The sequence below is a fragment of the Bacillus sp. AP50 genome, from assembly GCF_040492675.1.
GTDB classification, from domain to species: Bacteria; Bacillota; Bacilli; order Bacillales; family Bacillaceae_G; genus Bacillus_A; species Bacillus_A cereus.
Map to the genome: position 1 here is coordinate 1 of NZ_JBEUTW010000047.1, position 25,031 is coordinate 25,031.

The window sequence follows — 25,031 nt, forward strand, 5'->3', positions numbered from 1 at the left end:
TTTAATAATACCTGGAATAATAAGAAGTAATGTCCATAGAGTCAAGTATACATACATTAGTAAATATGTTAAAAACGACTTCATCAACTTACTTCCATCGCTAAACCATCTAAATATATGACCAATGCGAGCATCAGTCCCACGAATTGTATTTAAAACAAGATAATAGGCACCTATTGTTAATGGACCAATAACAAGCATTACTATAATACTTACTGTAAGTGAATCACTTGCTTCTTCCCAACCCCAAAATATCGAGAAAATACCTGTTGTTAGCATTTCAACAGCTCCAATAAGGATTCCAATTAATAAGGTTGCCCCTACCGCTAGTCCCCATCTTCCTTTTAATGCATCAAGTGCTTCTCTTTTCAACTGACTTATCATATATAACCTCCTAATACTATTTCCATTTTATTATACCATTTATATCAAAAATCCCACATATTTTCCTAAAACAGAAGCATATTACCTTTTTTCATACGTATTGATACATGTGTGCTGTAGTTGTACTAATATATGGATTAAACGACTCTTTTCCCTATAACAAAAAAGCCTGCCTTTCATAATAGGCAAGCTTTCTCAAGTTACATCTCATTTATTTTCTTCTTATACCAATCCTGCATTCTCTCCGCATCTTCTACTCTCGTATGCTCTATTTTATAACTAGATGATGCACTCGAAAACTTATACGTACATAAATCCGCACGGCGCTGGAAATATGATTGTGTCTTCTCCATTGATTGGACGTGTCTTCTTCTAATAAGTCCTGTATATTTTCCGACGCTACGATAGACAAGTGTAATTTGTTCTCCGTTAACACTGTAGCCATTTGTTTTAAATGTTGCGTAGCCAAGTGTAAAGATAAGGATTGCGAGCGGTAGTAATGCCCACATGATGTAATACTTTTCAAAGTATACGCTTATTCCAGTAAGCGGGATTGCGAGCATAGCGAAAAAGATGAAACTATCAATGAGATAGCGGCGCAATGCTGCTTTTGGTAACGAAGTAATATTTGCATTCAGTTCGTATGGTAATTGTAAATGCGCGAGTAATTGTTGCACTCGATTTTTTCGAATGATAGGATGCAGTGTAACTTTTTCTTCTTTCCCTTCACTTTGAATGACTTCTACTTGCACAGCACAATAACCGAACGGTTGGCGTAAAATGCCTTCTTTTATCGTAATCCCTTGAATGCGGTGCAATTTTAGTACGAGTTCTTTTCTCTCCAGTAACCCTTGCGAAATACGGACTTCATCATTTTTTCGATTTACTGTGAAGTTACCGTGTTTTAACGCGTAGCCAATTGTAGATATCATCCAAGAAACGACAAGTAGAATAGCTACCATGTAAATCCAGCCATATATATCGTGGTCCATTACATATGACGTCACACTATTTTTTATCCATTTCGGAATATACTCATCTACTTGGTGATAAACGAAAAAGATTAAAGAGAACAATACTCCAAATTGACCAGATGTAACAGACGCTATTAAAATCTCTTTCCACGTTAACTTGTACTCTGTCGTTTGTTTTTCCTCTGTAACAATTGCTTTTTCTACTGTATTTTCTGCTGCTTCGTCTAACGTTTTTTCTGCTTTCACTTCTGGAGTTGGCTCATTTAGCAAAGTAATAAGCTCCGTCGCCTCTTCTACCGTAATTCCAGCTAAGCTAACTTCTGCTTCATCGCCCCCGCCAGCTGTTTCAATCTGAATTTTTTTCAAACCGAGCATTTGGTATAGTACGTTAGAACTTGTATTAATTGTTTGAACACGTTCTTTATTTAAGTAGCTCTCCTTCTTTACGAAGAGACCTTGCTTCACATGTAATACGTTATTTTCGACCCAGTATACTTTGTAATACCAACCTACGATAGCTGAAACAATTGTGATTACCGCAAAACCAATAGGAACTAAATACCAAAATGGAAACTTTCCCTTTAAGCTAAAAAGAAAAATAATAAATGGTATAAAATCTGTTATTTTTAATTCTAATAACATCGTGATTGGATGCTGCCTCTTATACATCCTCATCACTCACTTTCGCTAATTCTGCGATTTTCGTTTTCAACATTTCAGCTTCATACATCGTTAAACCTGGGATGCTATGAGAAGTTGCTGCTGTTGAAATGTGTAATTCTGCTAATCCGTATTTTCTCATAATTGGCCCTTGTTCAATCGTTACGTGCTGTACACGAATCATCGGTACTAATACGCGCTTTACGACGAAAAGACCATGCTGAATTTCAAGTTCTTCTTCATTTAGTTGGTAGCTGTAATAACGTTGACGTAGTTTCGGAAACGTAAAGTAATCAAACGGTGTATATACAATTGTTAATCCGATGAGCACATAGAAAATCCAAGCCCACCAATTAAACTTAATCATAAAGAAAAGATATGCCAAAATGACTATAATACTAATTCCTAGCTCAATTAAAGAACGCGCTTTCCACACCTTGACCATGTCAGGGTGAATTTCATTTTTCAATGGATCCATGTAACCACTCCAAATCTAGTAATCTAATATATGAATACTCTCAATCTATATTTTACGTAACTTTACAGAAAATTGAAATTCAATCTTCTTTCTTCTCAGGAATAAAATATCCGAACCAAAGTAGCCAAATGAAACCGATTAACTTCATCCAATTTCCATCCGCTTGAAAAGCTTCAATCATACCTGGTATTTTATAAACCCCAATAAATCCAAGAAAACCGAGCCACCAGTTTTTTTGCATTTTCATCTTTACTCCTCCTTCATGACGTTTTTCACATTTCGAATCCAAATTTCTTTATACTTTAACTGGAATCCCATGAGCATATAGTTGCTCATATTATCAATCACGAGTGCTAGCGTATGAGCATTTTCTTCCGTTTCATGTTGTGACACTACGTCAAGTTCTACGCCTTTCTTCAATAAATCGTGGAAACCATTTAAGAAATCTTCTTGTATTTCAAATAAGCGTTTCTGATACTTTTCATTTCGCGATGCAGTTACGATAAATTCATTGATAACGCGTAATATCCCTTCTTGCCCTTCATATTCAGAGAGCATATGTAAACCATCAGCAATTAACTTTTCTGCAAAGTTTTCTTTCGTATATTGCTCTTTATCGAAATAACTCACGAAATGATATCCAGAGAAAATTTCTTCAAATAAAAAATCGATTAAAGCTTCTTTAGAAGAAAAATGATAATAAATAGCCGGTTTTGAAATACCTACCTCTTTCGCAATCATGGAAAGACTCATCTTCTCAATGCCGTGTTCTGCCATAAGTTTAAATGAAGCCTCTACAATGTTTTGCGATGTTTGTAAATTCTTCGTCATACTGTACCTCACTTATTTTTACTTACCGATCGGTAAGTAAATTATAAAACAAAACGAAATGATTTTCAATTTAGTTAGCACTACAGAAGGTGTTTATCAGAAAATACAGAAAGTTATAAAGTAAAAGCAACATATAACAATAAGGAGGATATCATATGGGACTTGGTGGTAATGGCGGTAGTGGTGGTAATGGCGGCGGTGAAGCAGGACAAGCTGGTAAGAGCGGATTTTCATTAATCATTGTACTTTTTATCGTATTGATTATAGTTGGAGTTAGCTATATCGGACTTGGCTTCTAAGAAAAGGCGTCCTACGTTACACATGTAGGACGCCTTCTTTTTAATCCCTATTCAGCAATCGCATACGATAACAATTCATCGTCACTTCTCCGAGTCTTTGCAGTAGTTGATAGTTCGCATATGCGCCTACCGGGGCACCGATTATTGGTACGAGCTGCAGCATTTTGGCTAAATCGATATAGTCTCGGTACTCTGTTTGGAACTTTTCCCAGTCCATATGATTTTCTTCTTCTGTATCCCACGTTTCGATTGCTTTCCATATTTCTTTTCGGTGATCGTCACTTGAAAAGGCAAGCTGAAAAACATGAAGGATAAAAAGACGCTCTTCTTGTTTACTCGTATCAAATCCGTACAACGTTGCTGCATCGAATAAAAATTTAATTTTAATTGTAAGTAGAAGCGGAAAGTCAGCAAGACCGAGGAGAATACCGCCAGCCCCCGTCCCAGCCCCTTCTGCCGCTGCTATTTTTTTGTACTCATCCATTTTTTTACGAACTTCGTCGTCACGTCTTTGCAGTGACCATGTCGTCTCTTTTAGCTTCGGCTTTATAAAGTTTGACCCGGCGCTGATCGTTTGCACCATCATACGAATCGTCTCTGTTAGTACCTTTTGTACTTTCGCCGGAATGAGCTGTTGCACCTTCGTCTGCACTTTCTTTGAGAACCGTGTCATCATAGAAGAATCTTTCATAAATGTAGCTTTCCACTGCTCCAGTTCTTTTATAACCTTTTCTTCATATGTAATCATAGGTTCATTCCCTTCAATTTAAACGCTCAATGCGCTTCGCCCCGTATTGGTAAACGAAACCGATACTAAATAATATGCTTACGATAAGTAAAATTCCTGTCATCATGAAATCTTTCGTTGCTAGTGCAAATATAACTGTAAAGATTACGCTCCCTATGATTAGAATCGCGTTTAATAAAGTAAGAAAATCTTTCTTCTTCTCTTCTCCCCCTACCGGATACAAATCAAGCCAAATCTTCATGCGGTGATGTTTCCATAAAGTTAAGAGCTGATAACCGATTAAGTATAGGAAAATAAAACTTACGATAAATCGCCCGTATAAAAATGGAATGAAGTAAAGAATAACTCCTCCAAGAGCGAGCAAACGCACATATAAACCGAAATAGTTACCAGATCGTAAAAATGTTCTCGTATATAAGTATAAATAGGTACGCTTTTCACCAATCATCGAAAGAATGAAATCGAGCCATTTTCTCCGTGCTACTCTTTCTTTTAATGCTGGTACATCAACGAACATGTTCGCGATGCGGTACAGCAGCATCATCTTCTTACCTTCTTCAGAAATTAAATACTCCCAGTTTAGTGGCTTTCCCTTTACCATTTGATGCATGATAGCAAGGTATAACACCATGAGAAGGACGATTCCACCAATGAAAAGAACTGAAGTACGTTCTACAAGGAAATATACAAATAAACCGTTTAGGATAAAACGAATGAACCAATCCGCTCTTTGTATATTTTGATCTGTTAAAAATGACTTTTCCCACACTACAAATAAATTCCACGCTTTTACAATGACAAATGCAAGTACGATCCATATGTAGCCAGCTCCTGTTTGCTTCATTTGTTGGAAGTATAACGGAGCAAGCGCAGCTGCTACGATTGCGATTATGTATAACTGAATCATAAATGTAAAAAGAAATGCCTTTGTGAAGTAAGGTTTTAACTTTTCTTCAACTGGCAGTAAGTAAACGAGATCCGCTTCTTTTAATAATGTTTGAATGGATCCAGCCGTTAACACGAGTCCAATTAATACTGCCATTACGAGCGCCGCCGGAAACGAAGGTGTTAACGTTTGTAACCATTGCTGGTAATAATACGCTCCCGCACCAATGATGAACACGAAAATAAATTTCAAATGATCATTAAATACGTATTTACTATATGTACGAACTTCTTTTAGAAAGTGACGAAATCGTTCTTTCCATAACGCTGTGCTATTCATAATCTTCTTCCTTTGTTAGCGCGATGTAAATATCATCTAACGTTGCACCTGGCATATTAAACTGTGATTGCAGTTCAGATAGCGTTCCCTTCGCTCTTACTTCACCTTGATGCAAAATAATGAACGAATCACAATAACGCTCTGCCGTCGCTAAAATATGTGTGCTCATTAAAATACCGGCACCACTCTTTTTCATTTGGTCCATCATTTGAAGAAGGGATTGAATCGCTAACGGATCTAATCCAACGAAAGGTTCATCTACTATGTAAAGAGATGGCTCCACTAAAAATGCGCTCATAATCATTACTTTTTGTTTCATTCCTTTTGAGAAATGAGATGGAAACCATTTTAAACGATTTTTCATACGAAACTCTTGTAGTAGTTGTCCTACACGTTCTTCATATTGTTTTTCATCAACGCCATACGCCATAGCTGTTAATTTCAAATGCTCTTCTAACGTTAATTCATCATATAATACTGGCGTTTCCGGAATAAATGAAAAGCTAGAACGGTACGCTGTCATATCATCACGAATTGTTTTCCCATTAATTGTGACAGTTCCTTTTTTCGGTTCCATTAAACCGATAATATGTTTAATCGTCGTACTTTTACCAGCTCCATTTAAACCGATTAAGCCGACAAGTTCGCCTTTATTAACAGAGAACGAAACGTCTTTTAATACAGGTCGTTTCGTATATCCTCCTGTAACATTTTCTACACGCAATAACTCGCTCATACGACACCACTTTCTTCATTAGTATTCATTCTATATTCATCTTACCAAAAATTATGCTGTACTACATAGTATCCATGTACTCAAAAAAAATTTTTAAATTTATTAGCATATATTTTTCCGAAAGCGGACATCATAATTATTGAAGAAGGAACACATTGAAAAAGCAACCACCAATTGATGAGTACAACAACATAGTGAAGTCATCATGAAATGGGGTGTCCAAGTTGGACAATGAAATTTACACATAACCAGATCATTTGTTTCATTTTCGAAACGGGGTGTCTCTGAAAGAGCATATACTGTTTTAAAAAATAAACAATTTCATTTTAAAAAAGATTGCAATTCATTTCACTTGAAAATGGGGTGTCTACGGCAGAAACTTTAGCCGATTTACCGTGCATTTCTTAAATAAATGAGGTGTCTGCGAAACGTAAATTACGATAATGCTTTTTCAATCCCTCTTCAGAAAACAGGAAGCTGAGTCAGCTTCCTGTTTTTCGTGTTTGTTCTCTTATGTAATTATGGTAAAATACGGCTAAGGATATTTGAAAGGATGAGATCAATGAATCATACAGCAGACAATTGTATTTTTTGTAAAATCATTGACGGGCAAATCCCTTGCTCAAAAGTATACGAAGATGAACATGTGCTTGCATTTTTAGATATTAGTCAAGTAACAAAAGGACATACTCTTGTTATTCCGAAAGTTCACAAACAAGACATTTTTGCGTTAACGCCAGAAATCGCATCACACATTTTTTCTGTCGTTCCAAAAATCGCAAATGCGATTAAAGCAGAGTTTAATCCAGTTGGCTTTAACCTACTTAACAATAACGGTGAAAAAGCTGGACAAACTGTGTTCCACTTCCACCTTCATTTAATTCCACGCTACGGTGAAAAAGATGGTTTCGGTGCTGTTTGGAAATCACATCAAAATGAATACACTATGGAAAATTTACAAAACATCGCAAGTACAATTGCAAATAGTGTGAAATAATGACACTATAAGAAGGCGTAATACATAACAAGCCACTTCCCTGAAGTCATCAAATTCCGCATGGCTTGTTTCTTTACTTAAAATGCTCAGGGATGATTGTTTGTGCATAGCACATATAAGAAAGATATGCATATTTTTCCCATCATGAATACGAACAAAAAATAAGGAGGTCTCCTTTTATGTCAAAAGCTAAATCCTTTATTACAGGTGTTATTTGTGGCGGAGCAGTTGCTGGACTAGCTGTTCTTTTCTCAACTCCTTCTTCTGGTAAAGACATGCGCGGCAAGTTAAAAGAAAAAGGAAATGATATTAAAAAGACTTTAGCTGATATTACAGCTGATACGAAATTATTAAAGCGTCAAATTGTTGCAACTGCTTCAGAAGGTAAAGAAGTGTTTCAAGAATTAAAAGATGACATGCAAGACACGCTTTCTAACTGGAAGCAAGATATTTCTCAAAACAAGCGCCATATTGAGAAAGAAATTTTGGACATCCAAAAGTCAATTGAGAAACTACAAGAAGCTGTTCCAGAAAAAGCGTAAACAAATTCCTGCTTAGTTTTTTGCATATAACAAATATTTTTTATATAAATTGACCTTGACACGGCATATCATATAGATATGCCGTGTTTTTATGCATTTACAATATATGTTATCACTTAACATGTAAGGACAACGTATGTATTCACGACTCATAAAACGCTTCCATAGTTATGCATGATTTGTATAGAATGTCATTTTTCCGAAAAATTTTCACAATTCTCACAAAAAGACTTTATTAATTTTTATTTTACTGGCATAATAGATAGTAATGAAAAAAGAATGTTAAAGTGGGTGAGTAAATGAAAAGTGGAGAAAAAGATTACTCGGTAAAAGAAGCGATGATTTTCAGCCAACGCATTGCTCAATTATCGAAAGCGTTATGGAAATGTGTAGAGAAAGATTGGCAGCAGTGGATTAAACCTTACGATTTAAATATTAATGAACATCATATTTTAACAATCGCTTATCATTTAAAAGGGGCTTCTATTTCTGAGATTGCTAAGTTTGGAGTTATGCACGTATCAACAGCGTTTAACTTCTCGAAAAAGCTGGAAGAACGCGGCTATCTTGTATTCTCAAAAAAGGAAGATGATAAACGAAATACGTACATTGAAATTACAGACAAAGGGGAAGAATTACTACTTCGCTTAATGGAAGAGTATGATCCTGAAAATAATTCAGTGTTTAATGGGGCTCTTGCACTTCGTAATTTTTATGGGAAGTTCCCAGAAAATATCGAACTGATTGCAATCCTGCGTAACATTTACGGACAAGACTTTATCGATATTTTTGAGAAATCATTAGAAGATATTGAAGAGAACTTTACAGAATCCGATCAAAAGTTAGTTAAGAAATAATCTATTTATTTTTTCGCAATCATGCTTAAGAATTCATTCATAAGCGGCTTAAATAAACCTTGTTTTGCTAGCGCTTCCGCAGTTTCGTGTACTTCGAGCTGATGTGGAAGCGCTTTTTCAAATTGATCTAACAGCGCATCGAACAAAAGAAGCCCTTCTGCTTTCTCCACTACATATTGCTCGTTCAGTTTTTCACAAAGATTTAGTATACGTTCAATATCTTTTTTACGAGCTTTTTTCTTTATGATCAAAGAATAAAATGGACACTTCTCTTCATCAATCATTTTAAATAATAGGTCTACATAGTATTCAGCTTGTTCTAATCTTCTAACAACGTCCATTTTCTCCCTCACTTTCTAACACAAAGTCTTCTATTTCTGAATTTTGTAACACGAACAAAATATCGTGTGATACAATATATGTATATGTATTTTAGCCAAAAGGAGGTCTCGCCTCATGACACTTATAACAGTTGTTTTTGTCGCATTCGCACTTCTTGTTATATTTTACACGAATTTCATGACACATACACTGTGTGAACGAAAACAAATAGCTGCGAGCCGCCAGCCCGGTGTCTTTCGGGTTATTAATGTATGTATAACAATTTTATTAATTTCTAGTTATATAGAAATTATATTTCATGGAAAGTGAGGAAGGAAAGCCCCTTCCTCACTTTTTTCCTCTATAAGCAAATTATACCTACAATAACCAATAAAATAAACAGTACAAGTAATAAAATAAGTTGAGAATTCATCCCCATCCCCTCCTCTATTCTGTATATGCGGCATACGCCCAATATGGCACACTTTCAAAATCTGACACGTGCTGGTTAATTTTTCTTTATCAATATGAAAACGGTTCGAAATATGATATATTAAATTTTGTACATATTGCTTATACTATAGAACAAAACATTCATCAAAACTTTATCCTCAGCCACGGTAAGCCCTGTTAAGCGCGCTTTACCAATATAAAAAAGCAAAAGTATCAGTGAGACTTAATCGGGCTCTTATGAACTAAAATTCATCGGTGTAGGATAAATTAAAAATACATAATAGTAGGAGTGTTTATTGAATGAAGAAAGCTATGCTTGCCTTAGCCGCAACAAGTGTAATCGCATTATCAGCATGTGGAACATCATCATCAGACAAAATTGTTACATCTAAAGCTGGTGACATTACAAAAGAAGAATTCTACGATCAAATGAAGACACAAGCTGGTAAACAAGTACTAAACAACATGGTTATGGAAAAAGTACTTATTAAAAACTACAAAGTTGAAGACAAAGATGTAGACAAAAAGTTCGATGAAATGAAAAAACAATACGGTGATCAATTCGATACACTAATGAAACAACAAGGTATTAAAGAAGAAACTATTAAAAATAGTGTGCGTGCTCAATTAGCTCAAGAAAAAGCGGTTGAACAATCGATTACTGATAAAGATGTAAAAGCAAAATTCGAGGATTATAAAAAAGAAATTAAAGCAAGTCATATCCTTGTAAAAGATGAAGAAACTGCTAAAAAGGTAAAAGATGAACTTGCTCAAGGTAAATCTTTCGAAGAATTAGCAAAACAATACTCTGAAGATACAGGCTCAAAAGAAAAAGGTGGCGACTTAGGATTCTTCGGACCAGGGAAAATGGTAAAAGAATTTGAAGAAGCAGCTCAAAAGTTGAAAAAAGGTGAAGTAAGCGAACCTGTAAAAACACAATTCGGTTACCATATCATCAAAGTAACTGATAATCACGCAGATGCAAATTTCGATAAAGCAAAAGCTGATATTAAAAAATCACTAGTTCAAGAAAAAACACAAGATGCTCAATTTATGAACGATCTTATGATGAAAGAAATCAAAAAAGCTGACGTAAAAGTTGACGATAAAGATTTAAAAGATCTTTTCGAAGAGAAAAAAGCTGACGCTAAGAAAGACGAAAAGAAATAATGAAATAAAAAAAGCTTGGGCTTCGGCCCGAGCTTTTTTTATCTCCTCTTCTCCCAGTAGTTAATCTAGATTCGGTAAATGAAATTATATCGGCGATTTTCAAAATATATCAGCGCAACTCCAATTATATCAGCGATTTTCGAAATATATCGACTTACCGACAAAAAACGACAACAAGCGTGACTCCTCTTCAAACACAAAAAAACCTTGATCCACGCCACGTAGAACCAAGGTTTATCTTATTATCATTGATTAAATGAAAAAACTATGTTAAATTAGAACAGAAACACGTTTTATAAAACAAAAGGAACGTATTTATCCGTATCTTAATTTTACACCAAAACACATCTTCAGTCAACCTCTATTTTTCACTTTTAAAGGAGTGCTTACCGTATGAACAAAAAACTTGATCTAGAGCAAAAAAGATTGGATACCGTAATTGAAACAATTACGGAGCAAATCGATAAACTGGAAAACGAAACTGGCAGACGCCGAGCAGAAGTAATCAATATTCGTAAACACTTTTGGGATGATGTGAAAGTGAATACTGATACTTTCGATGATTATCTTGAAACAGTTATCAACTTAAGACAACAAGCTCAGTCACTAGCTGTCACACAAATTACCCATAAGCACACCTTTAATCGACTTGCCGCATTAAGACGTATGCATAAAGCACCTTATTTCGGACGAATTGATTTCAAAGAAGAAGGAGAATCTGCCGCGGATCAAATTTATATCGGCGTCGCTACACTTACTGATGCAAGCGGAGAAAACTTCCTTATATATGACTGGCGCGCACCTATTTCGAGTGTGTACTATGATTATCCACCAGGACCTGCTGAATACAGTACACCAGGCGGCGTAATCCACGGTAATGTGGAGAAAAAATTACAATACATTATTCAAAATGGCGAGATTGATTCTATGTTCGATACGAGCCTTACAATTGGTGATGAAATCTTGCAACAAGCGCTTGGAAAAGGCACGAACAAACATATGCAAAGCATCGTTGCTACGATTCAGCGCGAGCAAAATGAAATTATTCGTCACGATGAAGGCCGACTCCTTATCGTGCAAGGAGCTGCTGGTAGTGGTAAAACGTCAGCTGCCCTGCAACGAATCGCCTACTTACTATATAAATATCGCGAATGGTTAAAAGCAGATCAAATTATTCTCTTCTCCCCTAACTCTATGTTCAACAGCTACGTTTCTAACGTACTACCTGAACTCGGCGAAGAAAATATGCAGCAAGTGACTTTCCAAGAATATTTAAACCATAGACTAAGTAAGTCATTTGACGTTGAAGATCCTTATGAACAATTAGAATATATGTTAACTGAAACGAATAATCCTACCTATAAAACGAGAAATGCGAGCATTCGATTTAAGGCATCTACTCAATTTTTCGAGATGATTCGAGCGTACAGACAATCTCTTGAATCTTCAGGCATGCTATTTAGAGGAATGAAATTTAGAGGAAAGTTAATTGTTTCTGCTAAAGAAATTACAGAACAATTTTACAATACCGACTCCTCCCTCCGCTTCCATAGTCGAATTGAGAAGTTAACAGATTGGCTAAACAAGCAAATAGATGCACTTGAAAAAGCAGAACTGAAAAAGCCTTGGGTAGAAGAAGAAATTGAATTACTTAGTAAAGATGAATACCAAAAAGCTTATAAATATTTACAGAAAAAAGGCGAGTTTGACGACAACTCCTTTAATGATTTTGAAAAAGAAACGAGAGTACTTGGACGTATGATTGTCCGTAAAAAATTGAAGCCACTGCGTAAAGGCGTTCAAACATTACGCTTTATCAATTTCACAGGCATATATAAACAACTTTTCACAGATGCATCATGGGTTACTGAGAAAAAACCGAAAGAGTGGGATGACATTTGCTCCTTAACAGTAAACATGCTTGATGAAGGAAAACTATATTACGAGGATGCGACTCCATTCTTACTTTTAAAAGAATTAATTGAAGGCTTCCAAACGAACAGGTCGATTAAACACGTACTCGTAGACGAAGCGCAAGATTATTCGCCGTTTCAGTTCGAGTTTTTAAAACGTCTCTTCCCTGCTGCAAGAATGACTGTACTCGGAGACTTTAACCAAGCGATATTTGCTCATGCGAGTGAAGCAGTGAATTTCAACACACTTACTAGCTTATACGGACCAGACGAAACGAACGGCATCAACTTAACTCGTAGCTATCGCTCAACAAAACCAATTATTGAATTTACACGTGCTCTCGTACCGGAAGGAAAGAACATTCACGCCTTTGAACGTGACGGCGAGAAACCTACAGTGACGAAAGTATCGAATGACAGCCAGCTGCACGAGCATATTACTGCCAAAGTTGCTGCACTACAAAAAGAGCAGCATAATACGATCGCAATTATATGTAAATCTGCAGCTGAAAGCGCCGCTGCCTACGAAGCACTTCGTCATATCGAAAATATTAAACTTGTGAAAAGTAACTCAGCCGAGTATGAGCAAGGCATTGTCGTGATCCCTGCTTACTTAGCGAAAGGTATCGAATTTGATGCTGTTATTATTTACGATGCTTCTAAAGATGTATATAGTGACGAGAGTGTTCGTAGATTATTCTACACTGCTTGTACGCGCGCAATGCATGAATTACAACTTTATAGCGTTGGCGAGGTTAGTCCTTTTGTGCTTGGGGCTGATTCGGAGAGTTTTGAGCTTATAACGAAAACACCTTGATGATTCAAGGTGTTTTTCTCATTCTAATTGAAATATCCTTACGCCTATACACACTCAGCACGATCCCCATTATAAGCGCATGAAATACAGTCGGCGTTAATCCGTAACTAATAAAAGGTAAGGATATAGCAGCAAGCGGCAATAATCCTAGTATCATTCCAACATTATAAATGAACTGGAATACAAAAAGAGTCAATCCACCAACGAGTAGCAATTTACCGTACCGATCATTTATTTTATAAGAGATGACTATTAATCTTGCTACAAAAAGAGAAAGAACGAAGACAAGAATTAATGCAAGCCAATACCCATAATAGTAAGTCAAACTTGCAAATACAAAATCAGTATCCGGAGCAGGGATGAATTTCATATCTCCATATGTACCAAACCAACCTGCTGATGACATTACCTCTTTTAATCGTATATACATAAATCCTGCACCACCTGCATCACTCTCCGGATTTAAATACCCTAAAATTCTATCTAAGTGATATCCTGAAGACCAGGATACCGATGCCCTGATAATAAATAAACAAATGGGTACAATCGTAATAATCAACGCCGTTTTCTTTCCTAACTTACTCCACCAAAGCATAACGAATACCATTGTCATATAAACAAAAATTGACGAAAGGGTTGATACAATCAAAAATAAATACAAAGAAAATAAATATAAAACCACAAGATGCATAACCTTTAACCTACTATTATTGAAAAAAGACGCCCACGCTAGAAAAAAGAACGGTACTGCTATTAAACAATCAATTTCAATAGGACCGATTTTTATTAACGGTTCTCCAGTCAACGAAGCGTTCGGAAAACAGTATAGCATTAACAGAATGAGTACCCCGATTGTGTAAAACAACCCTCCCATTCTCTCTAATTTCCGATAATCAATCAGCATCATCCCAAAAGCTGTTACAACACCGAGAATAACAAATATCACCTTATTCATTATTACATCATTCGTATATCCAAAAGCTATAACTGGCAAAAATCCTAGCCCCATCGCAGCCACTAATAAACCAATTAAGAACCAATCAACCTTTGGCTTATGTAGTTTATTAAGTTCCTGGCCAAGCTTAATTGGACTTCCCATTTGTTCAACAGCCTTATCTTCAGCAACTTCCTCACTTAAGCCTTTCTCTATCCACATATTCTTCGTCTGTTTCAAGTGAAAGTCTAGTTCTGTTGCCACCAAGTCCTTTGCTTCTTTTGATTTAATATGGTTCGTAACTTCTTTTAAAAAACGCTCCCCTTTTTTGCTCAATTTTTTCTCACTCCTGTACTAATCCTTTTAATATAAATCGTGCCTTCGTAGCATTCTTCTCTGCCTTTCGCAGCATTTTATTTCCTTTATCATTTAATTGATAATATTTAGCTCCCGCGTGATCCCAGCTAGATTGGATAAAGCGATTTTGTTCTAGATGATGTAATAAAGTGTATAGAGACCCTTCACCACCTTCGAATTTTTGAATCCCTCTCCCTCTTAGCAACTGCATCAATTCATAACCCGTTTTTTCATTCATAAGAAGTTGTAACACTGCTAAAAGGATATCTTCTTCCTTTTCGGACGATTGCTTAATTTTTTCGCGCACCTGCTTCTGGTGCTGATCAGAAAAACTCAAATGTTTAAACGTTGTATTCTCCATTGATTTTCGCAGGCCTTTTAATTGATCTTCCATTTGATTATTCCTCCAATCCTTTCTTCAAAAGCTCCTTCGCTTTTTTCAGTCTCGTTTTTATCGTGTTTTCTTTCACGTCTATTACAATAGCAATCTCTTTAATTGATAACTCTTCATAATAAAATAGATAAATGACTTCTCGATATTTTATCGGTAAATTCATTACTGCAGAAGCCAGTTCACGGTCCTCCGCATTTTGAATGACAGTTTGTTCGACACTACCATTTTGAACCCCCATATAAGCAGCTTCATCCTCTGTCACGATCACCTTGTTGTTATACCAACTTTTTATATAGTCCTTACATTGATTAATCGCAATTCTCCATAACCACGTTTTCACATTCGACTTCCCTTTGTATGTATGCAGAGATTTATAGCATTTCACAAATATATCTTGCGTTACATCCTCAGCAATCTCTTTATTGTTTACATATGAATACACAAGCTGCAGGACTTCTTGTCCATACTTGTTCATAATTTCATCGATAAGGAGTTCCTTATCTTCTATTTCAAACGCTTCTACCGTTAATTCATCCACATCATTTCCTCCTTCCCATATATTAGACGACGCACTGTATGAAAAAGTTTTATAAATACATAAAAAAATACGGATGGTAATGTCCATACCGTTTTTTTATGAATATTTATTTACTTCTTGTCCCCTGACACTAATGCTCTGCTTAAAAACAGGAATTTTCATCCATATATCTTGTTCCCTATTTTAAAACATAATACAATTAAAATGTAACTTAATAAGCTATAACTAGTAGGTGTGGCAATCATCTCTTCCATTTTGAAAAAAGGGGGGAGGTGATAATATAATCGCGATGTTTATAATTAAATTAGTGTATGGTATCCTAACCGGAGCTGGCGTTGTCATCGGTAGAAGATACGTCGGTCCGTGGCTAATTTCTGTATACAAAAAAGCGAGAACCACCCTGCTTCGTGGAAAAGGTAAGGGCGGTTCTCGGCTAAAACGTTAATGTAATTGTCTTATAACCGCACCTACTACCACCACAATAGCAAGTTAGGTTACACAAGGCAGAAGTTTCTCAGGCTTCTGTCTTTTTTATTTTATGCAAAATTCACACTACATACTCTATCATCATTGTAACACATTTTATTTATTTTTAGTCAAGAGAAAAACCACCTAAAGGCTCCCCTTCAGGTGGTTCTCTATTTTACGCTAACGCAGCTAGACTTTTTCAAGTTCAGCTGTGCCGCTCTCATCATTTATAGCACCAATAAAGACGGATTATGTACCCGCTTCATAACAGTATGAGTAAACAAGGAACAACACCTATTACGAATATAAAAAATCCTCTCACTATATAGCACCTATGTTTTCAGCAATACTCTATTACCATCAAACTAAATTTGTATAATTTAAACTACAGAATAGCAAGCTAATTTTCAAATATCTTCTTGCGCATTATCCTAAATTTATTATCTATTTGTATCATGCTTATAAATAAAAGATATCCTACCGACGCACCGAGCATATTTATAGCAATCCGCCACACATCAAAAACATCAGACAAAGTTAGTAAATGTAATATCTCCCAAACAAGAAAGGTCATAACATACCACTTACGAGCTTTCTTATAGTTAGAAGAATATTCCATAAAAAAAGAACCACCTAAAGGCTCCCCTTCAGGTGGTTTTCTATTTTACGCTAACGCAGCTGCCTGTTCTTGTTGATCTACAGGAATAACAGCGTCTGTTAGTGCTTTTTCTAGTTCTGCTGTGTATTTCATTTGTTCTTCTTTGCTCCAGCCTAGTTTCGCAGCCATGTAGTTGATTACTGCTTCTTTCCACTCATATACCCAGTGGATGTTGAAGAATACAGCGCCTCTGCGGCGTACGAAGAAGTCAACTGGTTTTGCTGTCATTTCGTAATCCATTGCGTATACAAGCGGGATTAGAACGTCAAGCGGCATGTTGTATTCTTTCGCTTCGTCTTTATGTTTTTTCGCTAAGTCAAATAGTACGTCAACGTTAGAACCATAGAATTTCGCGAATTCTTCTGCTTGTGCTGTTGTTAAACCATATTTCGTACCTTCGCCAGCTTTTTTCGCAACGAATGCTGGGAATCCGTGTGAACCATCTACATGTCCACCAGAGATTGGCATATGTTTCGTGTCGCTCTTCGGATATGCGCTATGACCTTCTTTTTGTAGTAAGTTCGTTACGTAGTCTACTACCATTTCAGCCATTTTGCGGTATCCTGTTAATTTACCACCTGCGATTGTAATTAAACCAGATTCAGAAGTCCAAATTTCGTCTTTACGAGAAATTTCAGATGCACTCTTACCTTCTTCGTAAATTAACGGACGTACACCAGCCCAGCTTGACTCGATGTCTTTTTCCGTAATTTTTACGCTTGGGAACATGTAGTTAATCGCATTAATGATGTATGTGCGATCTTCTGTTGTCATTTGTGGTACAGCTGCGTCTTTATCGTAGAACGTATCTGTTGTACCTACATAAGTTTTTCCGCCGCGAGGAATCGCGAATACCATACGTTTATCTGGTGTATCGAAGTAAATCGCTTGGCCTAATGGGAAACGTTTTTGATCAATTACTAAGTGAACACCTTTTGATAACTGAAGTACTTTTCCTTTTTTCGAGTTATCTTTTTCACGAAGTGTATCTACCCAAGGACCTGCTGCGTTTACAATTTTCTTACCGTAAACTTCGTATACTTCACCGTCTAGTAAATCGATTACACGTACACCACATACTTTTCCATCTTTATATAAGAAACCATCTACTTTTGCGTAGTTAACAGCTTTTGCACCGCGTTCAATTGCTTCTTTCATTACTTCAATTGTAAGACGCGCATCGTCTGTACGATATTCTACGTAGTAACCGCCGCCTTTTAATCCTTCTTGTTTTACAAGAGGCTCTTTCTTCAGCGTTTCTTCACGGTTAAACATTTTTCTGCGCTCGCTTCGTTTTACACCTGCTAAGAAGTCGTATACACGAAGACCAATTGATGTACTAAATGATCCAAACGTACCGCCTGTATGGAATGGAAGTAACATCCACTCTGGTGTTGTTACATGGGGACCGTTCTCATATACGATCGCACGCTCTTTACCTACTTCTGCTACCATTTTCACTTCAAGTTGTTTTAAATAACGTAGACCACCGTGTACAAGTTTCGTTGAACGACTTGATGTACCTGCTGCAAAGTCCTGCATTTCAAACACAATTGTTGATAACCCGCGTGTTGCTCCATCTAATGCAATACCAGAACCAGTAATACCTCCACCAATTACGATCACATCTAACTCTTGTTTATTTACTCCGTTTAATACGTCTTTACGTTGTTTACTTGAAAATTTCATGGTAATTCCTCCCTTTGATAACGAAAAAAGAGACCACAAACTCCGCTATAGATTTCGCCTCTATAGCGCGTTGTGGTCTCTCCAAATCTCCTACCGAATTATTAACTTGTCACCATTATAACACTGTTTATGATTATTTGAAAGCTTTTGTTGCTTCAATTGCTTTTTTCCATCCAGCATATAGCTCTTCGCTTGTTTTCGCTTCCATCGTTGGTTCAAAGCGTTTGTCCATATGCCACTGTTCTTTAATTTCATCTTGGTTTTTCCAATATCCAACCGCAAGACCAGCTAAGTATGCTGCACCTAGAGCCGTTGTTTCGTTGATCACTGGACGCTCTACAGGAACATCTAAAATATCACTTTGGAACTTCATTAAGAAGTTATTTTTAACTGCTCCGCCATCAACGCGTAATGTTTTCAGTTCAATACCTGAATCTGCTTCCATTGCGCATAATACATCTTTCGTTTGGTAAGCTAAAGATTCTAGCGTTGCGCGAATGAAGTGCTCTTTCGTCGTACCGCGTGTTACACCAAACATAGCGCCGCGTACTTCACTATCCCAATAAGGTGTTCCTAGTCCAACGAATGCTGGTACAACGTATACACCATCAGTTGATTCAACGCGACTCGCATACACTTCACTCTCACTTGCATCTTTAAACATGCGCATTCCGTCACGTAACCACTGAATTGCAGAACCCGCTACGAAAATACTTCCTTCTAATGCGTAGTTTACTTTACCATCTATTCCCCATGCAATTGTTGTTAATAGACCGTGCTCAGAAGCTACTGCTTTTTCACCTGTGTTCATTAACATGAAGCAACCAGTTCCGTAAGTATTTTTCGCCATACCTTCACCGAAACAAGCTTGTCCAAATAATGCTGCTTGTTGGTCACCAGCTACACCTGCAATCGGTACATTTTGACCGAAGAAGTGGTAATCAATTGTTTCTCCATAAATTTCAGATGATGGACGTACTTCTGGAAGCATGCTCTTTGGTACTGTTAACATTTCTAGAAGCTCATCATCCCACTGTAAGTCGTGAATATTAAACATTAACGTACGTGATGCGTTTGAATAATCTGTTACGTGTGCTTTACCACCAGATAGTTTCCATACAAGCCACGAATCAATTGTTCCGAATAATAGATCGCCGTTTTCTGCTTTCTCTCTTGCACCTTCAACGTTATCTAAAATCCATTTTACTTTCGTACCAGAGAAGTATGCATCAATTAAAAGACCTGTTTTTTCGCGAACCATTTCGCTATAACCTTTTTCTTTTAACTCATCACAAATTTCAGCTGTTTGGCGAGATTGCCATACAATTGCGTTGTAAATTGGTTTACTAGTTGTTTTATCCCAGACAACCGTTGTTTCACGTTGGTTCGTAATACCGATACCAGCGATTTGTTCTGGTTTTACATCTGCTTCGCTTAAGCAAGTTGCGATAACTGCTAAAATAGATCCCCAAATTTCTTGCGCATTATGCTCTACCCAGCCCGGCTTTGGAAAATGTTGTGTAAACTCTTTTTGAGCTGAATGAACAATTTCACCTTTTTTATTGAATAAAATTGCGCGTGAGCTTGTTGTTCCTTGGTCTAATGAAAGAATATATTTTTTCATATCGGTTTCCCCCTTATGCTACTTTTCTACTATTTGTATTGCTTCCGCTTTTTTTACTTGTCATATAAGAGATTGCTAGTACAATCACAGTTGCGATAATCACATAAATAAGTGCTGAATTTTGTTTTCCTTCAAATACAACTTGATGGAATAAACCTGCAAGTGATCCACCTAAAATTGGACCAACTACTGGAATCCATGCATACTTCCAGTTTGAACCGCCTTTTCCTGCAATCGGAAGGAAGAAGTGTGCGATACGCGGACCCAAATCACGCGCTGGGTTAATTGCGTATCCTGTTGTCCCACCTAATGATAAACCAATACTTACAATTAAGAAACCTACGATAAATGGATTTAATCCATCTGCAAATTTATTTGCACCAATTGCTAATATACCAAATACTAAAACGAATGTTCCAATCATTTCACTTAAAAGGTTTGCAAATGTGTTCGGAATTGCTGGACCTGTTGCAAATACACCTAACTTTGTTCCTGGATCTTCTGTTTCTTTCCAGTGTGGTAAGTAATGTAAATATACGATAACTGCCCCGATAATTGCCCCAATCATTTGTGCTGCGATATAACCAGGTACGTCACTCCATGGGAACGCTCCCTTAAATGCTAATCCTATTGTTAAAGCTGGATTCAAATGTGCCCCACTAATTGATCCAACCGCATATGCTGCAACCGCTACCGCTAAGCCCCAGCCCATTGTAATTACAATCCAACCAGAATCTTTCGCAAACGACTTCTTTAAACTTACACCAGCACAAACGCCGCCACCAAGTACGATTAACAACGCAGTCCCTATTAACTCTCCTAAAAATGCTGACATAGTATCCCTCCACAATCAATTTAAACGCTTCCAAATGTGATAGAGGTAAAATGAATGGCCATTCGTTTTTGTCAAAAGAAAAAGACCCACAGCTTGCACGCTTCTATATAAATTTATATAGAAACAATGAAATGTGGATCTCTACTTTTCTCCGTCACGTTTATTAACTTGTCTATAATGTTAACCGTAAATGAAAGCGGTGTCAACGAAAAAATTCACATTTTCGTCACTTTTTTTGGTAATGTTTCCATAGTTCGCGTTTTGATGTCGTAATTGCTGTCGCACCAGCGTTTAAAGCTCTTTCCACATCTTCTACAGTACGAATAAAACCACCTGCTAAAATCGGTACACCAGTACGCTCTTTCACTTCAGCGATAACGTCCGTTAATGCTCCAGGAAGTACCTCAATATAATCCGGTTTCGTCTTATCTAAAAGATTGCAGCTCTTCTCCATCGCACTCGAATCGATTAAAAAGATGCGTTGTATTGCCACAACACCTTTTTGCTTCGCCTTCATAATAACGCTCGCCTTTGTTGAAAGTAACCCGTACGGTCTAAACTCCTGACATAAATATTCCGTCGCATGCCCATCACTCTGCAAACCATGAATTAAATCCACATGTAAAAACACCTTTTTACAATATTGCTTCGCAAGCGATATAACACTCTTCAATTGGCCGACATGAATATCTAAAATAACAATATATTCATACGAACTATGTAATAGCTTTTCCAAATCTTTAATTTGCCTCACTGCCGGCAAAATCTTCTGTTCATGAAATTCCATTCTCTATATCCCCTTCTTTATGTCATCCTATCCTTTATAGTACACAATTTAAGTGAAAAGAACAGCTAGTGTAGGGGATTTCTTTCAAATCTTTCCTCTATCTATATATTTTCTTCAACTTATCCGATCCCATACCACCTATAATCATGAATGCAAGGGGTAAAAGATTCATTACATATGGCGCATCTGCTACAATTGTAATACTTGCTCCTGCAAACTTATTTAGCATCCATACAACGATTTTTGCAATAAACAAAAATACCCCTATCATAAATAGACTATCAAAAAACACCTTCCATTTTGGATACGCCAATTGCTTACTATCTTCAATTACTTTCTGCGTCAATTCTTCATCACCCCTTAGCAATTCATCAATTGTAATACCGAACAAATCACTTAAATGAATAATAATTTCAATGCTCGGATAGTTCTTTCCCGTCTCCCATTTCGAAACAGATTGCCTACTCACATGAAGTTTTTCAGCCAAATCATTTTGTGACCAATTTCTTTTTTCCCTTTCTTCTTTTAAACGCTCACTAAAAATCATACTGTGTTTATCACCTCTCTATGCCCATTATGTTCAAATAAATGATGAAGAGTAAAGCTAGTTATCGTTGCATTTCCTGCGCAACTTATGCGTTACAGCTTATAATGGCGCTCTTTTATATGTATCTTCCCTATACTATGCTCCAATAATAATTTCCCGAACAATAATACAAGGAACGGATACTAATAAAGTGAAACTTTAATCAACCCTCACCAATCGGGCTTTTACGGACAGCCCGCCCCCCACCTAACTTCTTTGCTTCCGCTGAATTTTGAGGTGGGGTCTTACTGCCCGGCAAATAGCGGGATAAAGACTAGATTAGGCATAAAAAATACGCCATCCCTTCTTATCAGTCTCCAGAAAGAATAACGCAAATTTTCATTTTTACTCATCATTTTTCGGACTATATGAAAACCCCGGATATTTCACAACAGGCCTCTTCTCCTTACGCAGGGAATCCATTACTTGCGGGCCAACATGTATATTACTCTCCACTATTTCTTTAGGAGTCAGTGCCATCCATTGATTTAACGATACATCTTCAAAACGATTACTTCTGAACATCTCTAAAAACCATAATGTTTCGGTACCTGTATTTTGAATATAATGCCCCGTCGCAAACGGTACATATCCGACATCGCCAGCTCTATAATCAAATGTACGAGCGGTACCATTTCCAAGAAACACAGTCATTCTCGCTTCCCCTGTCAAATAATATTGCCATTCATCATTATTCGGGTGCCAATGAAGTTCTCTCATTCCACCAGGCTCAACCTCAACGAGCGCTGCTGCGATTGTTTTGGAAATAGGGAAATTTGTAGAATCTACAATTCGAACGCTACCACCAGGCGTCTTAATCGGCTTTTGTTTTAACATTTCATGTTTAAATGTTAAAGGAACTTCTCCTTTCGGTGATTGAATTTCCTGACTTTCAAGCGAACCTGGCACCTCTCCTTGATAAATATAAACTTGATCTGAAGGGATAGAACGAAAAGCACTCTCAGGTACTCCGAAATTAGCCGACAACACTTCTTTTGGCGTATGCGCAAACCAATCAGAAATAGCTAAAGTAGATAAATCAGAAAAATGCCCATCATCGAAAACGAGTAGAAATTCACAATGTTCCAATCCTTGAATGGAATGCGGAATACCAGGCGGAAAATACCAAAGATCACCTGGTCCAACATCAGCAATAAAATTACGCCCATTTTGATCAACAGCCGTTATGCGCGCCCGTCCTAAAAGCATATACGCCCATTCCGCTTCTTTATGCCAATGTAGTTCTCGTACTCCACCGGCCGTTAAACTCATATTTACTCCCGCAATCGTCGTCGAAACCGGTAGTTCCCGAGCAGTAATCTCCCGAGACCACCCGCCTTGTTTCAAAATCATAGAAGTGTCCGAGAATGAAAACTTCAAGTTAGGAACTAACCCTGCATCCGTTATAGGCGGAACAAGCATATTCGGATTTTGAATATCCCGCATAACATTACGAGGTCCAGAATCACTCGCACCTGCTCCGTCGCTGCGGATTGGTTGTGGCACATTCCCTCCCGCTTCATTAACAGTACGTTTCTTCATGATTACACTCCTTTTTCATCCGATTAGTAAGTAAAAAGCCTCCATCATAGTGTATGAATTGGGCTTTAGATGGTTACAGTTACTATGGAGTTACATCATCTGCCTATCATTATCGTTTTGTTCATTTCTCAACTTATACTAGTATGCTTAGCGCTTAGGAAGACAAAAAATAAACTAGAACTAACAAAAAACCCTGTAAAATTTATTACAGAGTTTTTCACCAATTATTTATTGTTTTATATATCGAATACGAACATTATCGTCCATTTGATAAATTTGTAATGTGTTCCCATAACTAATTCCTAACTCTTCACTTGCACCAACTGTACTTACAAATACCCCTTTAAATACTTTATTTTTAGTTGGTTTTACTACCGATACTCTTCGCTGCCTCTTCAAACAGTTTCGAACCTTCTTGTGCTTTACTTACTGATTGATGCATTTTACTTTCGTCTTCTTGATCTAATGCATCAAAGAGAAGTTGAAAACAATCCGCATATAGTTCCATCGACTGCTTTATCTTCGCCTGTTCTCCCTGTAACTCTGGAGGCGCTTGTAGATTCTTCAGCTTTGTAGCAGTTGCCTTTGCTCCACCTAAACTCAGTTGTACTTCACTTTTCTTTTGTTTGTATGATTTTACGTCTGAATCTGCTATTCCTTCAATTAATTTCATTGTATTTTCAATTTGAGTAGCACTATTTATGATATCTGCCTTGTACCTTTCAACATCTGAACCAGTTACCTTACCAGTTGAAGAACTAGAAGAAGTTGAATTATTTAAAGAAGAATTTGGTTGACTACTTGATGAACTACTGTTTGTACCTTCACCTTTCGCTACAGACAAGCTATCCTCTTTCTTGCCATCAGTTGACTTACTCTCTTTTTCAGAAGTCTTATTCTCTTTCTCTACCTTTTGCGTTTCTTCTTTCTTTGGTTCAGCTTTCTTACCATCAGTTTCAATTGTAATACAACCACTCAATAACATAACTGGTAATGCTAAACTTACTAATTTCTTTGCTTTCATGATTACTAATACCCCTTTATTTGTAAAATGTAGTGCAAACAAGTTAATATACTTAACTAATAAATTTCCCCCGAATAATTTATTAAAATCTACTATCCATAGATTTCCTGTATATTCATAATCTTTCCATATATATCATTTTACAAAGAATTACATATTTGGTCAAAGGGATTTATGTAGTCCTTAAAAG

28 protein-coding genes and 1 pseudogene are annotated in these 25,031 nt (G+C 36.9%); 8 read left to right on the forward strand and 21 right to left on the reverse strand.

Features of this window, described 5'->3' with window-relative positions; genetic code table 11:
- The 5 genes from ABWK52_RS05415 to ABWK52_RS05435 form a co-directional block, all read right to left on the reverse strand.
- Positions 1–384: DUF975 family protein (locus tag ABWK52_RS05415; RefSeq protein WP_353771888.1), on the reverse strand; the 384-nt coding region annotated here is incomplete at its 3' end.
- A 200-nt stretch (positions 385–584) separates the two neighbouring features.
- Positions 585–2,027 (reverse strand): PH domain-containing protein, encoded by a 1,443-nt coding sequence (locus tag ABWK52_RS05420; protein ID WP_098507858.1) that lies wholly within the window; start codon positions 2,025–2,027, stop codon positions 585–587.
- A complete protein-coding gene (locus ABWK52_RS05425) occupies positions 2,020–2,496 on the reverse strand; it encodes a PH domain-containing protein (RefSeq protein ID WP_000371346.1) in 477 nt (158 codons plus the stop codon). Before ABWK52_RS05425 ends, ABWK52_RS05420 begins: the two co-directional genes overlap by 8 nt.
- A gap of 79 nt (positions 2,497–2,575) precedes the next feature.
- The gene (locus ABWK52_RS05430; RefSeq protein WP_000783813.1) at positions 2,576–2,743 is read right to left on the reverse strand and encodes a hypothetical protein; all 168 of its coding nucleotides are present in this window, start codon (positions 2,741–2,743) and stop codon (positions 2,576–2,578) included.
- Positions 2,744–2,745: 2 nt separating this feature from the next.
- Positions 2,746–3,327, reverse strand: coding sequence for a TetR/AcrR family transcriptional regulator (locus ABWK52_RS05435; RefSeq protein WP_000164831.1), 582 nt, complete (start codon positions 3,325–3,327; stop codon positions 2,746–2,748).
- 155 nt (positions 3,328–3,482) lie between these two features.
- On the opposite strand from ABWK52_RS05435, the gene ABWK52_RS05440 reads away from it, so the two are divergent.
- Positions 3,483–3,626: a YjcZ family sporulation protein gene (locus tag ABWK52_RS05440; protein ID WP_000522760.1), complete on the forward strand. Its 144-nt coding sequence runs from the start codon at positions 3,483–3,485 to the stop codon at positions 3,624–3,626.
- Positions 3,627–3,666: 40 nt separating this feature from the next.
- Here the strand turns inward: ABWK52_RS05440 and ecsC are convergent, their stop codons facing one another.
- The 3 genes from ecsC to ecsA are packed head-to-tail and all read right to left on the reverse strand — an operon-like array spanning position 3,667 to position 6,335.
- The gene (gene ecsC, locus ABWK52_RS05445; protein WP_098507857.1) at positions 3,667–4,374 is read right to left on the reverse strand and encodes an ecs operon protein EcsC; all 708 of its coding nucleotides are present in this window, start codon (positions 4,372–4,374) and stop codon (positions 3,667–3,669) included.
- A gap of 13 nt (positions 4,375–4,387) precedes the next feature.
- Positions 4,388–5,599, reverse strand: coding sequence for an ABC transporter permease EcsB (gene ecsB / locus ABWK52_RS05450; protein WP_098541318.1), 1,212 nt, complete (start codon positions 5,597–5,599; stop codon positions 4,388–4,390).
- Entirely contained in the window at positions 5,592–6,335 is a 744-nt protein-coding gene (gene ecsA, locus ABWK52_RS05455; protein WP_001292603.1) for an ABC transporter ATP-binding protein EcsA, read from the reverse strand. The genes ecsB and ecsA overlap by 8 nt, the downstream gene beginning before the upstream one ends.
- Positions 6,336–6,897: 562 nt before the next feature.
- On the opposite strand from ecsA, the gene ABWK52_RS05460 reads away from it, so the two are divergent.
- The 3 genes from ABWK52_RS05460 to ABWK52_RS05470 all read left to right on the forward strand — a co-directional run bounded on the left by ABWK52_RS05460 (position 6,898) and on the right by ABWK52_RS05470 (position 8,731).
- Complete coding sequence (locus ABWK52_RS05460) at positions 6,898–7,332, forward strand: HIT family protein (protein WP_001016835.1); 435 nt, start codon at positions 6,898–6,900, stop codon at positions 7,330–7,332.
- 179 nt (positions 7,333–7,511) lie between these two features.
- Entirely contained in the window at positions 7,512–7,874 is a 363-nt protein-coding gene (locus ABWK52_RS05465; RefSeq protein WP_098541316.1) for a YtxH domain-containing protein, read from the forward strand.
- Between the two features lie 299 nt (positions 7,875–8,173).
- Positions 8,174–8,731 carry an HTH-type transcriptional regulator Hpr gene (locus ABWK52_RS05470; protein WP_000834924.1) on the forward strand — a complete coding sequence of 186 codons (558 nt, stop codon included), beginning with the start codon at positions 8,174–8,176 and terminating at the stop codon, positions 8,729–8,731.
- Positions 8,732–8,736: 5 nt separating this feature from the next.
- Here the strand turns inward: ABWK52_RS05470 and ABWK52_RS05475 are convergent, their stop codons facing one another.
- Positions 8,737–9,072, reverse strand: a complete 336-nt coding sequence (locus ABWK52_RS05475; protein ID WP_000383655.1) for a DUF1878 family protein — start codon at positions 9,070–9,072, stop codon at positions 8,737–8,739.
- Positions 9,073–9,187: 115 nt separating this feature from the next.
- On the opposite strand from ABWK52_RS05475, the gene ABWK52_RS05480 reads away from it, so the two are divergent.
- The 3 genes from ABWK52_RS05480 to helD all read left to right on the forward strand — a co-directional run bounded on the left by ABWK52_RS05480 (position 9,188) and on the right by helD (position 13,405).
- Positions 9,188–9,382, forward strand: coding sequence for a hypothetical protein (locus tag ABWK52_RS05480; RefSeq protein WP_000172690.1), 195 nt, complete (start codon positions 9,188–9,190; stop codon positions 9,380–9,382).
- Positions 9,383–9,805: 423 nt separating this feature from the next.
- Positions 9,806–10,675: a peptidylprolyl isomerase PrsA gene (gene prsA, locus ABWK52_RS05490; protein ID WP_000710063.1), complete on the forward strand. Its 870-nt coding sequence runs from the start codon at positions 9,806–9,808 to the stop codon at positions 10,673–10,675.
- A 393-nt stretch (positions 10,676–11,068) separates the two neighbouring features.
- Positions 11,069–13,405, forward strand: a complete 2,337-nt coding sequence (gene helD / locus ABWK52_RS05495) for an RNA polymerase recycling motor HelD (RefSeq protein WP_097796468.1) — start codon at positions 11,069–11,071, stop codon at positions 13,403–13,405.
- 4 nt (positions 13,406–13,409) lie between these two features.
- On the opposite strand, the gene ABWK52_RS05500 is transcribed toward helD, so the two are convergent.
- Genes ABWK52_RS05500 through ABWK52_RS05510 form a run of 3 tightly spaced genes read right to left on the reverse strand, consistent with a single transcriptional unit; the run spans position 13,410 to position 15,628 of the window.
- Positions 13,410–14,675 carry an FtsW/RodA/SpoVE family cell cycle protein gene (locus tag ABWK52_RS05500; protein ID WP_061655434.1) on the reverse strand — a complete coding sequence of 422 codons (1,266 nt, stop codon included), beginning with the start codon at positions 14,673–14,675 and terminating at the stop codon, positions 13,410–13,412.
- Positions 14,676–14,682: 7 nt separating this feature from the next.
- Entirely contained in the window at positions 14,683–15,090 is a 408-nt protein-coding gene (locus tag ABWK52_RS05505) for a PadR family transcriptional regulator (RefSeq protein WP_097796467.1), read from the reverse strand.
- A 4-nt stretch (positions 15,091–15,094) separates the two neighbouring features.
- Positions 15,095–15,628: a sigma-70 family RNA polymerase sigma factor gene (locus tag ABWK52_RS05510; protein WP_016109447.1), complete on the reverse strand. Its 534-nt coding sequence runs from the start codon at positions 15,626–15,628 to the stop codon at positions 15,095–15,097.
- A gap of 289 nt (positions 15,629–15,917) precedes the next feature.
- On the opposite strand from ABWK52_RS05510, the gene ABWK52_RS05515 reads away from it, so the two are divergent.
- Positions 15,918–16,073 carry a hypothetical protein gene (locus tag ABWK52_RS05515; protein WP_000469930.1) on the forward strand — a complete coding sequence of 52 codons (156 nt, stop codon included), beginning with the start codon at positions 15,918–15,920 and terminating at the stop codon, positions 16,071–16,073.
- A gap of 423 nt (positions 16,074–16,496) precedes the next feature.
- Here ABWK52_RS05515 and ABWK52_RS05520 read toward each other — a convergent pair.
- The 9 genes and pseudogenes from ABWK52_RS05520 to ABWK52_RS05560 form a co-directional block, all read right to left on the reverse strand.
- Positions 16,497–16,703: pseudogene (locus ABWK52_RS05520) on the reverse strand (hypothetical protein); the annotation flags it as partial.
- A 57-nt stretch (positions 16,704–16,760) separates the two neighbouring features.
- On the reverse strand, positions 16,761–18,443 hold the full coding sequence (glpD, locus tag ABWK52_RS05525) for an aerobic glycerol-3-phosphate dehydrogenase (protein ID WP_097796465.1): 1,683 nt from the start codon (positions 18,441–18,443) through the stop codon (positions 16,761–16,763).
- 133 nt (positions 18,444–18,576) lie between these two features.
- Positions 18,577–20,067 carry a glycerol kinase GlpK gene (gene glpK, locus ABWK52_RS05530; RefSeq protein ID WP_000760011.1) on the reverse strand — a complete coding sequence of 497 codons (1,491 nt, stop codon included), beginning with the start codon at positions 20,065–20,067 and terminating at the stop codon, positions 18,577–18,579.
- Positions 20,068–20,080: 13 nt separating this feature from the next.
- Positions 20,081–20,902, reverse strand: coding sequence for a glycerol uptake facilitator protein GlpF (glpF, locus tag ABWK52_RS05535; protein ID WP_001272195.1), 822 nt, complete (start codon positions 20,900–20,902; stop codon positions 20,081–20,083).
- A gap of 226 nt (positions 20,903–21,128) precedes the next feature.
- Positions 21,129–21,689: a glycerol uptake operon antiterminator GlpP gene (gene glpP / locus ABWK52_RS05540; protein ID WP_000394285.1), complete on the reverse strand. Its 561-nt coding sequence runs from the start codon at positions 21,687–21,689 to the stop codon at positions 21,129–21,131.
- Between the two features lie 97 nt (positions 21,690–21,786).
- On the reverse strand, positions 21,787–22,236 hold the full coding sequence (locus tag ABWK52_RS05545; RefSeq protein ID WP_000577650.1) for a helix-turn-helix domain-containing protein: 450 nt from the start codon (positions 22,234–22,236) through the stop codon (positions 21,787–21,789).
- A gap of 384 nt (positions 22,237–22,620) precedes the next feature.
- Positions 22,621–23,817: an oxalate decarboxylase family bicupin gene (locus ABWK52_RS05550; RefSeq protein WP_097796464.1), complete on the reverse strand. Its 1,197-nt coding sequence runs from the start codon at positions 23,815–23,817 to the stop codon at positions 22,621–22,623.
- Positions 23,818–24,045: 228 nt separating this feature from the next.
- Entirely contained in the window at positions 24,046–24,216 is a 171-nt protein-coding gene (locus ABWK52_RS05555) for a hypothetical protein (RefSeq protein ID WP_162840099.1), read from the reverse strand.
- On the reverse strand, positions 24,176–24,841 hold the full coding sequence (locus tag ABWK52_RS05560) for a DUF7018 domain-containing (lipo)protein (protein ID WP_061113546.1): 666 nt from the start codon (positions 24,839–24,841) through the stop codon (positions 24,176–24,178). Before ABWK52_RS05560 ends, ABWK52_RS05555 begins: the two co-directional genes overlap by 41 nt.
- Positions 24,842–25,031: the final 190 nt, after the last annotated feature.